2 protein-coding genes are annotated in these 14,032 nt (G+C 43.5%); both read right to left on the bottom strand.

Annotation, left to right across the window (positions count from 1 at the left end; all coding sequences use genetic code 11):
- Positions 1-2: 2 nt before the first annotated feature.
- Complete coding sequence (locus tag OCI93_RS12705; protein ID WP_261626537.1) at positions 3-5,132, bottom strand: non-ribosomal peptide synthetase; 5,130 nt, start codon at positions 5,130-5,132, stop codon at positions 3-5.
- A gap of 15 nt (positions 5,133-5,147) precedes the next feature.
- Complete coding sequence (locus OCI93_RS12700; protein ID WP_261626536.1) at positions 5,148-14,030, bottom strand: non-ribosomal peptide synthetase/type I polyketide synthase; 8,883 nt, start codon at positions 14,028-14,030, stop codon at positions 5,148-5,150.
- Positions 14,031-14,032: the final 2 nt, after the last annotated feature.

The following is a 14,032-nucleotide window of genomic DNA, read 5'->3' as shown; positions in this document are numbered from 1 at the left end:
GATCACCACTCCATCTCTTGAACTAACTCATCGTTATTTTTGAGTTCAGACAGATTGTTAAGTGATAAATCATCACTGATAAGCTTCGCCATAGCTTGTAATGAACCATGTTGAAGTAGCTCATTTAGCTGCAGTTCACAACCCAATTTGCTCTGAATTTGCGTTAACAAACGTGTCATCAATAAGGAGTGCCCACCTAAATCAAAGAAATTACTCGCCGGTGAGATTGACCCTGTATCTATTTCTAACAGCGCCCCCCATATATCAGCAAGCGATTGCTCCATCTCATTTTTTTCAATATCAGTAGCGCCATTTGCATTGATTGGCAAAGCGTCTGGCAGGGCCTTAGTATCAATTTTACCGTTTAGCGTCAGTGGCCATTGCTCAATATTGGCCCATAACGTTGGTACCATATATTCCGGCAATTTAGCTGCAAGCTTGACCTTAATATCAGTCAGTTGCACGTTGCTATCCCCTTTAACAAACGCCTGCAACTGATTGTTATTGTCTCGTTTTGCGACATTGATAAGAGCTGATTCAACACCATCAATGCTTTGCACACATTGTTGAATTTCTTGTGGCTCTACTCTGTAGCCTCGGATCTTCACTTGGTCATCGCTTCGTCCAGCAAAAATTAGTTCTCCATGCTCATTGATATAAGCAAAATCCCCCGTTTTAAAGGCGGGATAAGACACCCCGTCAACCTCAATATTTACAAATGCCTTGGCAGTTAAGTCGTCACGTTGCCAGTAACCTTTCGCAACAGAGGGCCCGTAGATATAAATTTCCCCCACAACATGACTAGGCACTGGATTACCAAACGCGTCGTATACCATCACCCCTGTATTATCCAAAGCCTTACCCAGCGGCACAGCTTGCTCCATGCAATCAAGCTGTGATACTTCTTTCGCTGTCGCAATGACTGTTGCTTCTGTAGGCCCATAGGTATTGAATAATTGCACTTCTTTATTCATATGTTGTTGCCAGCGCGCTAAGCGTTGCTCTGACATTTTTTCGCCACCGGTGATCAATAAACGTAAATTAGAATTTGGCGTATGCTCAAGTTGATCAACCAGTAAATGCCAAAATGCGGTGGGCAATGACGCGATAGTGATCTTCTGTGTAGCCATGAAGTGCCAAAACTTCTTATCCGCATCCATGATGTCATTGTCTCTAAAGATGAGGTTGGCGCCTTGGCTTAAGGCACAGAAAAACTCTTCAACAAAAATATCAAAGCCAAAAGTCGAGAACTGCAATACTCGGTCGGTATACGTCACACTATAAAGGGATTGCGCCGAGTCCAGGTATGCAGCAAGATTACCATGACTGACCATGACAGCTTTTGGTGTACCAGTAGAGCCCGACGTGTACATTAGGTAGGCTAAGTCTTGCTCTGACACACAGCATGACACGGATGTTGTCGGCGTCAGAGCTAACTCACTCTCCAAGGTATCCATAACTAGGCTGTTGATATTTTGTGCCAGTGCACTTGATTCAAATTGCGATTGCGTCAGCAGTATTGCTAAGCCAGCATCTTGCATTATCATTAGGTTGCGTTCTTGCGGTGCCTGAGGGTCAATAGGCACATAAGCCGCACCAGCTTTCATTACGGCTAAAATAGCCACAGCCATATCTAAAGAGCGTGATAGTAATAACCCCACTCTGTCGCCAACTTTAATATTTCGTTGTTGAATTAAGTAATGTGCTAACTGATTGGCTTTTTTCTCAAGCACTTCATAGCTAATATGCTCATCACCATCGGTTATCGCGTTCAGTTGTCCATAACTAAGTACCGCACGTTCAAACAAAGCTAAGAATACAGGTGTGTTAGGTTGTGTAATTTCCTCCCCTTGCAGCTGAGCTATTATAGCGTCATCTTGAGTACTCAAAATCGTAGCTAATTGCTGACAATCTTCAGCCATTGCTTGTAATGATAGTAATAAATACTGTTGGATCTGTTGCGCAAACATTGAGTTATAAAGGTCAGGGTTGAAGCTCACACCTAACTCGCAGACATTGTCTTGCAGACTTTTTACAATAAAGCCTACCGATAAAGGAAAGTCATCGATTTCTTGCGCTTTTCTATCTCGAGTGCCCTTTAAGTCTAGCTCCTGTGCTTCATCAACAATATTGAAGTTGTTGAATGTAAAACTCGTATCAAAAATGGTCTGATTATCTCGCCCTTGCATCATCTCTGATAGAGGGTAATGACGCTGCTGCCAAACACGCATCTCTTGTGCGTGAACATCCTTTATCAGTGATTGCCAACTTTGTTGCTCTATTTTCATTCGCAGAGGAAGTGTCGTTACATACAAACCCAATAAATAGCGGCTATCTAAATTGTCGGGGCGACCATGGCTAGTTAAACCAAAAGTAATATCTTGTTCATTTGCAAAGGTACTGAGCGTTTTACTATATGCAGCAAGAAACAGCGATTTAAGCGGCACATTCATGGTGGCTGCCAGCGCTTTAAGCTCAGCAAATAGTTTACTTGGGACCATAGTTTTAAGTGGTCCTCTGGCGCTTTCATGGTTAGGCCTAAGAGGTAACTGAGTTAATTTGCTATCTGCTAAATATGCGTCCCAAAACTGTTGGCTTTTTGGATTACTGAGCGCTTTTTGCTCCATATTAATAAACTGGCGATAGTAGCCTTCTGGCACCTCTATTTGATAGCTTTTACCCGCTAAAATTGCACTATATTCATTGGTAATTTGCGTCATGAAGCTGGCAACTGACCAACCATCTAATATGGCATGATGCTCAACCCAAATAAGCTCCCATTTGTTTTCATCAAGCTGCAAAATTTCACATCTAAAAAGTGGTGCCAGTGATAAATCAAAACGTTGTTGCTGTTGTTCCTTAAGCGCTTGCGCAATTGTCTGTTGTTGCTCATGTTCTGCCAAGTCACTAATATCACGCATCACAATAGGCACGTCAACGTTGTCGTAGACCAACTGTAATGGTTGCTCAAATTGCTCTAAGTCAAATGCGGTACGAAGTATATCGTGGCGAGCCATTACGCGTGCGAATGCTTCTTTCATCGCAACAAAATCAATACTTCCTTCAAATGTTTGATTCAATATATTATGGAAAACACTATTATCAACACTCGCTTGGTTGTGGTAAACCATACCATGTTGTAAACGAGACATCGGATAAGCTGTCACAACATTACTCGGTAGCTGTTCACGATCCGCTTCTGAGATCAGCTCAAATGGACCAACAAATTGCTCATTTTCTTGGTTTTTATGAGTCTTGGTCCGTTTAGCTAACGCTGCGACTGTAGGGGCTTCAAAAATATCCGCCACATCAAAATACAATCCATATTCAGCGGCGCTGGCAACAAGGTTAACCGTTTTTAACGAGTCGCCACCTAAGGCAAAAAAGTTATCCTCGATACCCACTTGCTCCAACTTAAACAAGTTAGCCAACACGCGGCACAACTTTGACTCCACCTCATTAGTCGGTGAAACAAACTGCTTTTGCCAATAATCATCGGGTTGTGGTACTGGCAACTGAGCGTGATCGATTTTGCCATTTATATTGGTTGGAAGTGCCAAGCAGCTAACAACTGCTGCGGGCACCATGTACTCTGGCAAAACATGCAATAAATGACTATGCAAAGTTTGCTTCCACTGAGATGAATGCCCTTCAGCCAATATCACATAACTCACTAATTGTTTGTCATCCGTGTTGCTTTTTAGCACCGTGATCACATCTGATATATCATCTAAGTCCGCTATTTTGCTGTTAATCTCACCGAGCTCAATGCGAAAGCCTCTGAGCTTTACTTGGTTATCAGCACGCCCAACATATTCCAGCTCCCCATTCGCTAACTGCTTAACTAGGTCACCACTACGATACAATTTCCCCTGTATCGTGCTAAAAGAAGGGGTAATGAAGCGCTCATCGGTTAATTGCGAACGATTTAAATAGCCTCTGGTCACCCCAGGGCCACCCACATAAAGCTCACCCACCGTGCCGGTAGGCACTTTGCGCTGTTTATCATCCAAAATATAATGACTTAAATCTGGAATGGGCTTACCGATATTACTTACCTTGCCATCAATATCAGCTTGAGAAATCTCTTTGTATGTCACATGAACAGTGGTTTCTGTAATGCCATACATATTAATCAGTTTAGTGCTCTGTCCATACTGCTCAAACCAGGCCTGTAAACTTTTTGGCTCAAGTGCCTCACCACCAAAAATGACGTAACGTAACTGGTGAGTCTGGCTCTTGCTGAGCATAACTTTTTGCACACTTGAAAAAGCAGTGGGGGTTTGATTAAGTACTGTTACTCCCTTTTCAATCAATAAATCAGAGAATGCTTCTGGGGAACGACTAGTAACATAAGGCACCACCACTAATTCACCACCAAACAGTAATGCCCCCCAAATTTCCCATACCGAGAAGTCAAATGCATAAGAATGGAATAACGTCCACACATCCTCTTGTTTAAAGTTAAAAAGTGGCTGTGATGTACTCATTAATCGCGCGACATTACCATGCTCAACCATTACCCCCTTTGGTGTACCCGTTGAGCCTGATGTATAAATTACATAAGCAAGATCACTAGACTTAGGCTTAATCGCCAAATTTGCGTGACACATTTCGGCTAAATAACTTTGCACATACCCAGTGTCTAAAACACATACATCACTGCTTGAGTCTGAAAACATCTGCTCATAATTATGCTGAGTTAATACAAAGGGCGCTTGCGCATCATCAATGATGGTAGTGAGTCGCTCTTTCGGTGAATGGGGGTCAAGCGGTAAATACGCAGCTCCTGACTTTAGTACCGCCAAAATAGCAACCAGAAGATCACAGCTTCTTTCCATGCATATTGCAACGCATTGTTCAGCTTGCACACCTTTTAGCACCAGATAGTTGGCGAGGCGATTTGCCTGCTGATTAAGCTGCTGATAGCTCAAAGTCTGCTCATTGCAGCTAATCGCAGTCCGCTGTGCAGAGTTATCAGCTTGGCTATGAAACCAAGATACCAGATCTTGAAATTCTGCTTCTTTGTTTTGCTTCACTTGCATTTTCGCCAATAGCGCCGCTTTTTGCTCTGGCGATAAATTTGCCAACTTCGACTTAATGTTTACAGTGTTGTTCGTTAACGCATTCATGTTAAAGATTCCTAATTATTCAATTTCATTTAAAAGTGATTGCAATTGCGCATCTGACAGTTCGCCAAGCATTTGTTCTACTTCTTGTTCGTCTTGTGCTTGCTCAAGCAAGTCTGCGGTTGCCAAAACTTGCGCTGATGACTCAGCCAAGTTGCTCAAAATGCTCACCAATGCCTGTGCTAATTCAGCCATCTTGGATGCTGAAAATAAGCCGCTTTGATAAACGAAATGTAATTTCAATTGTGTTCCAGGTAGTACCATCAAAGTAATATCAAAATTAGTACTTTCATCTGCATGAGTTTTCTCTACTCGTAACTGTGACGCCTGCTCTTTACTCTTTTTAAGCTCATCTAGTGGGTAATTTTCTACTACCACTAAAGTATTAAACATCGCGTCTAACCGGGTTATAGGCGTCATTTTCTTAAGTGCAGGTAAATCAAGAAAACCAAAGTGCTCGCGCTGCGCCGCGCCAGTGTGTAACGCCAACAGCCAATCTGAGATTGTTTGCTCAGTACTACAGTCCACACTGACAGGGATCGTGTTGATAAGCGGCCCAATGATTTGTCCCGAACCACTTAGGTCTGCTGGGCGACCAGAGATAGTAGTACCAAATACCACGTTATCTTGACCGGTATAGCGGTGTAATAGATAAGCCCATGCACCTTGCACCAAGGTAGACAATGTAACGCCTTGTTGTTTACAACAGCGTTCCAATGACTGCAATTGCTGTGTATCCATGACATACTCAAACTTATCAGCGGCGCTTGGCTGTTCACTATATAAGTCGCCCACTAACGTCGTTGGCTGCTCAACATGTTGCAGTTCAGTCTGCCAAAACGCCTCTGCTGCTGCCGATTCTTGGCGCATCAACCACTGGATATATGACTTAAATGTGGGTCGACTGGATATCTCGCCCTGATAATAAGCTTTCATAACATCGCCAATGCATGACGGTAAACTCCAACCATCAATGATGGCGTGATGCATAGTGATCAGTACACGGAAACGATCAGCGGCAAATTGCCAAACCTGCACTCTGGCCATACATGGCTGGTCAAGTGCAAATCCTCTTTGCTTATCTTCATGGCGTAATTGCAGATAAGCATTTTCGCTCTGCTGGGCACCAAGTGCTTGACCATCGTGTAAAGTAACTGGCAGCTCAACACCATCAAATACGGCTTGCACATATCCTTGTTCCGCTAGTTGAAAAAATGCTGTGCTAAATACCGCATTGTGTTTACCAACTTGTTGCCATGCAAAAGCAAAGCGCGAAAAGTCAAGATTACCGACTAAGTCCAGCTCTAATTGATTACAATACGCCGTATCTTGTGTTGTGTTCATTAACTGCGTATGTAGTAGCATGCCGCGTTGACTAGGCGTACAAGGATACACATCAATTAAATTTGGATGTAAATCACAAATTTGCTCAAGTTCTGATGGCGTTAACGTCACTAACTCAAAATCTGCGACGTCTCGATGACTCTGTTTTTGCGCCTTACAGTGTTGCGCAAATTCAATCACCGCGTTTTGAAAGTGCTCAGCGAGCAATGCCATTGACTGCGCATCAAAGATCTGTGAGCCATAGCGCAGTGTAAATTTCAAACAACCACCACTGATCATGCCATCTAAACAAAGTAACGCATCTCTAGGGCGTGACAATGAAATCATATCGCCTACTTTTTCAGTTGCTACCGTAAAGGCACTATTAGCATTAACGCTTTGATCAAACTGACCAAGATAGTTGAATACGAGAGATTCTTTTGTGTCTGGCAATGACTCCTTTAGTAAACTTGATGATAAATACTGTAGTAGACTAAAGTGCGCCCCTTTCGCTGGGACTGCACGACATTGCTTTTTAGTCGCCAATAGATGTGTACGAATATCGCCATAATGTTCAAGATGCAGCGGATACATGGCAGTGAACCAACCAACAGTATCGCTTACATCTGCGTCTTTAATGGCAATGTCTCGACCATGGTTCTCTAAAATAATGCGAGTAGCAGACATACCTTGCCAGCGGTTCATTGCTTCACTAATCGCCGCTAGCAGCAACTCCTCAATCCCCATGCCGTAGCTACTTTGACCTTGAGTCAGCAATGCGTTAGTGATCGCTTCGTCAAATGGCACGCTTACCACCTGTTCGTCAGCAACGAGGTCTTGCTCAATATGCTGATGCTCGATTACAGTGAACGGCTTTGCTAACTCACTTTGCCAGTAGCTTAGTTCCTGCTGTACAACCTCTGATTTTGCTAGTGCTTGCAATCCCTTTGACCAGCTTTGTAAGGAGGTGGTTTTAGCAGATAATGTAATTTTTCCATTCTCAGTTAACTGCTCATAGCCTTTCATTAAATCAGCAAGCAAAATACGCCATGAGACTCCATCGACAACTAAATGGTTTGCAACAAGTAATAATCGGCAACTACCATCCTCAAGCCCCATATATACCGCTTTAAATAACGGCCCTTCTAAACTTAAAGCAGCTTGCGCTTGGGCAGCAAGTGGTTCAATGTCTGCATGAGAGATTGTTTGGTAATACTCAACCATCTGAGCAACGCCCCCTTGCAAAGACAAGTAATTGGCTTGATAGCCATTGTCGTCTTGCTTGAAACTCAATCGTAATGCATCATGGCGTGTAACTAAGGCACTAACGATGGTGCTAATAGTAGTATGGTCAAGGTGTACTTGGCCCTTTAACATTAATGCTTGATTGAAGTGATGGACATCAACTGCATCAGGCTGTAGTAACCAATGTTGAGCTGGCATTAACAGCTGCGCGCCAGTGATTGTTTTTTGTTCACTTAACTGCGTTTTGTTCGCTAAGATACGAGCCAGTTGTGCAATGGTTGGCGCTGCGTAAAATTGAGGCACATCAAAGGTCCAACCTAAGCCGCCTAAATGCGATTTAAGTTTTAAAATTAAAATAGAGTCGCCACCTAACTTAAAGAAGCTGTCATGAATACTTATCTCATCTAGATTAAGCAATTGACTCCATATGCCATGTAATAGACATTCAAGCTCGGTACTGGCCTTATCTTGCTCACTCACTTGTTTGTTAAAGTCAGGTTCAGGTAATTGCTTTAAATCAATTTTACCCACTGGCGTTAACGGAAAGTGCGCCATAAAAACCCAACATTGAGGCACCATGTAATCAGGTAATTGACTACTACATACTTGCTCTAGTTGACCTTCAGTCACACCGTCCGATGCATGCACATAGCCAATAAGCTTATCTTGTTTGACTTGCACAACGGCTTGCTCAACGCCCTCTACTGCAGTGATCACAGACTCAATTTCAGATTGTTCGATGCGATAGCCACGCAGTTTTATCTGCTGGTCAATACGGCCAATGAACTCAAGTTCTTGGTCTTGGTTCCAATAAACTAGATCTCCAGTTCGATATACTCGCTCAGGTTGTATTGAAAAAGCGTGGCACTGCACAAACTTTTGCTCAGTTAAATCTGGTCGCTGCCAATATCCTTGTGCCAACGATGGCCCAAAAATACATAGTTCACCTACGCACCCTTTTGGTACTAGAGCACCAGCATCATTGAGAACCGCTACTCCAACATGCTTCCAAGCCTTACCAATCGGTGTACTCTGAGCTTGGTTAGTAGGGTCGCAGCGAAAATAAGTAGATGATATAGTGGCTTCCGTGGGACCATATTCATTATGTAACTGCGCTTGTTTTGACCACGCACAATTAAAGTGCAAGCGACGCAAGTCATGAGTCAGAGCTTCACCGCCAAGAATAACCAGTTTTAGCGAAGAAGCATGCTCAAAATGGGTGCTTAAATCGAGTACCGCACGATATATAGAAGGCACGGTAATAACTGACTCGATAAAATGTTCATCAATTGCGTTGGTTAGTGCTTCAGGGTCTTTTACTTGAGCATCAGACGCAATGACCAGCTTGCCTCCTGTTGCAAGCGACCAGAAGATACTTAGTATTGATGCATCAAATGAAATTGAATTGAGTAGTAACACACTACCTAAGCTACCCAGCTCTTCAATGCGTGATGTCATCGCCGTTAACAAAGCACCATGACTCACCGCAACACCTTTAGGTAAACCTGAAGTGCCAGACGTGTAAATAATATAGGCTGTGTCTTGTGCTGTGGCATGACACTGATAGTCAAGCAATTGGGCTTGAGATGGATCAAACTGAGCAAGGTCCAATACCTCTGTGGTGCTAGGGTAAGCAACAATCCGACTATCACTGACTACCACTTTAGCACCACTATCATCTAGCATATGTTGAACGCGGCTCTGCGGATAACTTGGGTCAATGGGTATATAAGCGGCACCCGCTTTTTGTATTCCCAATAGTGCAACAATCATATCTTTACCACGAGGTAACATAATCGCCACGCTATCACCTTGGCCAATACCTTGCCCCTGTAACTGTGCTGCGACTGCATCAGTATCATGTTGAAGCTGAGCGTAAGTCATGCGCTGCTCTTCAAATACCATGGCGATCGCAGAGGGGGTTTGAGTTGCTTGCAAATCAAACATCTGGTGGATCAACGTATGCTTGCTGGCAACAACTTCAGTTTGTGCTAAAGGCAACATCCACTGATACTCGTCCGCTGTGACCATCGGCAACTCATTGATGTTGGCAAAGTCACCATTTACCTCACACAAACCGGCAATTGCCAACTCAAAGTGATCCGCCATTTTGGTGATGGTTTGTGCGTCAAACAAGTCCGTATTAAAATACCAATCAGCGAGCAGGCCATCTTCAACTTCAGCCGTTAATAACGAAAGATCACATTTAGCCGACACTTTTTGTTCTACTTTTTCAAATTCAAGTTCACCTAAAGAGAGTGTGGTGCGCTCATAGTTCTGCAACGCAAACAGAATTTGAAATAGTGGAGAGTGACTATTGCCCACTTGTGGGCATACACGCTCAACGACCATATCAAAAGGTACATGGGGGTGTGCAAATGCATCTAGAGCAACTTCTCTAGTTCGCCCTAATAACTCTTTGAAACTGGGGTTGCCACTTAAGTTATTGCGTAACACTAAGGTATTAACAAAAAAGCCTAAGAGCGGCTCTAAACGCTTGTCATTTCGCCCTGCGATGGGCGTTCCTATCATAATATCTTGTTGACCACTCCAACGACCCACAACCAGAGATAGAATAGTCTCTAGCATCATAAATAAAGTCACACCTTCTTGGCGTGCAATATCCTTTAAAACATGCAAATGCGCTTGCGTGATTTTGCGCTGAAATTTATCACCATTAAACGTTTGACGCGTGGCTCTTGGTCTATCAAGTGGCAAATTATGTACCACTGGCGCACCCGTTAAGCGCGACTCCCAATGCGATAGCTCTGCTTCAAGCTGCTCACCCTGAAGCCAATTGCGTTGCCAGTAAGCGTAGTCAATATACTGTAAATCAAGTTCTGGCAAAGCCACTGTTTGTGCTTTGGCAAAGCCCAAGTAAAACGCTTGAAAATCTCGTACCAAGATCATCTCTGACCAACCATCTGATACAATATGATGTACGTTAAACGCTAACATGTGAGAGTCAGCTTTAAGGCGCAAAACTGATAAACGGATCATCGGGTCCTGTGCTAAGTCAAATGGCTTTATCGCATCTGAGTCGGCAATTTCACGCACTGACAACGCTTGTTGCTGCTTATCTAAATGGCTGAGATCTTTAAAGTCTATGGGTATATCACAGACAGGGTTCACTTTTAAGAAAGCTTCTCCATCTACTTCTTCAAAGTTTGTGCGAAGCACCTCATGACGTACCACTAAGGCATTAATTGATTGCTGTAAAGCCTCCCTATCAAGTGCCCCATGCAAGATAAAGGATGCAGGCATATTATATTGACTACTGGAGCCTTCTAATTGATCGATTAACCATAGACGGCGTTGCTGAAAGCTTGCTGGTACCAACTGATTGCGGTCAATAACTTGAATGCGATGAGCATTATCTGTTGATTTTTCTTGTGTCTGCGCTTTTTCAACTAGTCCCGCAATAGTGGGGGTTTCAAACACATCAGCTATTTGTAAATCAGCATCAAATGCTTCACTGATAAAATTAAGTACCCGCGTTGCCAACAGAGAGTGACCACCTAGTTCAAAAAAGTTATCGTTAACGCCCACTTCTGACAGCGTAAATATGCTTTTCCAGAACTGCGCCATCGCTTGTTCTTGCTCATTTCTTGGGGCAAGCATGGCACTGCTTAAATTTGGACGAGCGTGTTCAATACTTGCTTTCGCGCTTTTCTTTTGTGCAACTTCAGTATTTGAAGTTTGCCCCATAACCTGCGCATATTTGGTAGGCTGAAATTGATATGCAGGCACTGCAACCATTTTCGGTTGACGGTGCTGGTTATACTTTGACCAATCTAGGTTCACACCTGAACAATACAAACGAGACAATACTTGATGCAATACTAAGTCATCATCAATAGGCTCTTTAGGGTGGCGCAGCGTATTCATTACGAGGGCATTGTTGGCGTGTTCATGACTACGAACAAAGGTACTCAATGCGTTACCAGGCCCAACTTCAACAAAGTGGCTCACACCCGCCGCAAACAGGTTCCCCACGGCGCTTGCAAAGTTAACCGCACCACGCAAGTGAGTGACCCAATACTCTGGGTCAGTTGCTTCATCTTGACGAATCAACTCTCCACTCAAATTGGAAAAAAACGGTAACTGCGGAGCATGCAACGTCATTTGCTCAACCTGAGTTCGAAACTTAGGTAGTACTTCATTCATCAAGTAACAGTGGTACGCTTTGCTTGTGTGTAAGCGCGTAGATTTAATACCCATTTGTTCACATTTAGCTTGGGCATCAACAATTGCTTCCTCACTACCTGCAACAACATAAAGTGATGCGCTATTACTCGCTGCCAACTCTAATTCGTCATGCAACAATGGTTTAACGTGTGTAAACTCACTGGCAATACTCAACATCGCGCCAGCAGGCGCTTGTGCCATCAGCTGCCCCCGAGCGATAACCAGAGTCAGTGCATCTTCTAAAGAGAATACCCCTGCTAGGCAGGCTGCAACATACTCACCCAAACTGTGGCCAATTAAATAATCTGGCTTCACTCCTAAGTCCATTAAGTAGCGAGCAAGTGAATATTCAATAATAAACAGCACAGGCTGAGCGTTATCAGTACTGGTAAGCAACTCGCTATCTGTTGGATCTTGGCTAAATAACAATGTTTTCCAATAGCTTGACTGCTCAACTGTCAACAATGAGAAGCAGGCATCCACAATGTCTTTAAAACTTTGCTCATACTGGTACAAATCGGCGGCCATGTTCAGATACTGACCACCTTGACCTGGAAACATAAAAGCTAGTTTATTTAACTTTTGACCATCACCATTAAAACTCCAACCTGGTTGAACAGAGCATGTTGCTTGTTTTAGTTGATCTAAGCTTTGCGCAATGAACGAGCGTCTGTATGTAAACTGGCTATCACGTACCTGCACGCTGTATGCAAGATCGGCTAGACGCTCAGAGTGCGGTTGCCAATTAGCCAATGCATCATAGTTAGCTTGCGCCGAGTAGTCCGTTTTTGCAGAAATAGGGAACATTTCATAACGGCGTGCATCATAGTTGAAGCTACGCTGCTCAATATATTCTTCAACAATAACGTGTGCGTTGGTACCTCCGATACCAAAAGAACTCACCGCACCACGCAAAGGTCGGTGTTCATTATCGAGCTGACGTAGTGTGTCATTCACAGCAAACTTACTATCAGAAAAATTAATATTCTCATTCAACTGGGTAAAATGCAGTGATGCTGGTAGTGACTTGTGATGCACTGACATGATGGCCTTAATAAAACCAATTACACCTGCAGCGGCATCCAAGTGACCAACATTCGATTTCACTGAACCAATCAGACATTGATCACCCTTATCACCATATGCTTGCTGTAATGCCTGCACTTCAATCGGGTCGCCAATTTTAGTTGCCGTACCATGACATTCTATAAAGTCGATACTATCCGGGTCCACCTCAGCATTATCTGTGGCTAAATTAATAACCTGCTTTTGCCCTTTTACTGATGGCGCGGTATAGCCGGGTTTTGCTGAGCCGTCATTATTAATTGCCGAGCCCTTCAGTACTCCGTAAATATGATTACCATCAGCAATCGCATCTTCGAGACGTTTTAATGCAACCAAGCCAATGCCATTACCTGGTACCGTGCCATTTGCTTGTGCATCAAAAGTACGACAGTGACCATCAGCAGATTGGATCATTCCTTTGTGGTAGCTATAACCCTTAGTCAAAGGACTAACACAAACACCTCCCGCAAGCGCAACATCACAATCGCCACTCAATAAACCTTGGGCAGCAAGGTGAATGGCTACCAAGGAAGTTGAGCAGGTACTATCAATGGTTAAAGATGGCCCATTGAAGTTTAAATTATACGCCACTCGAGTATTGAAAAACTCTCTTTGATACAACATTTTAAGATCATAAACTTCACCGACACCATCACCAACATGGTTAGATACCTGACGTAACCAGTTAATATTTTGTGCTGAGCCACAATACATACCCACGGCTTGATCGGTCGTATGCGGATTACACCCAGCATCTTGTAATGCCTGCCAACTGCATTCGTGCAATAACCGTAATTGCGGGTCCATAAACTCAGCTTCACGTGGTACGTAATTAAAAAACTCCGCATCAAACTGAAAAGGCTCATCAAGAAAAGCACCTGCTTTTACGTAGTTTTCTTGCTGCAATAGCGACTCGCTCACACCATATGAACGCAGCTGTTCTTCACTAAAGAACTTAATCAGCTCATTACCTTCACTTAAGTTCTGCCAAAAAGTGGCAGCATCAACGCACGCAGGCAAGCGCAAAGAAAGGCCAACAACCGCGACTTCTAAGCCGTTTTCAATAATATTTTTAGACATGA

This window comes from Pseudoalteromonas holothuriae, from assembly GCF_945859825.1.
GTDB lineage: Bacteria > Pseudomonadota > Gammaproteobacteria > Enterobacterales > Alteromonadaceae > Pseudoalteromonas > Pseudoalteromonas holothuriae.
The sequence above is the reverse complement of the archived record's forward strand: the minus strand, read 5'-3'. Positions and strand labels throughout refer to the sequence as shown.

Excerpts from the sequence above, each read along its gene's own strand:
- OCI93_RS12705 (WP_261626537.1), bottom strand. The coding sequence starts at position 5,132 with ATGAATGCGTTAACGAACAACACTGTAAACATTAAGTCGAAGTTGGCA.
- OCI93_RS12700 (WP_261626536.1), bottom strand. The coding sequence starts at position 14,030 with ATGTCTAAAAATATTATTGAAAACGGCTTAGAAGTCGCGGTTGTTGGC.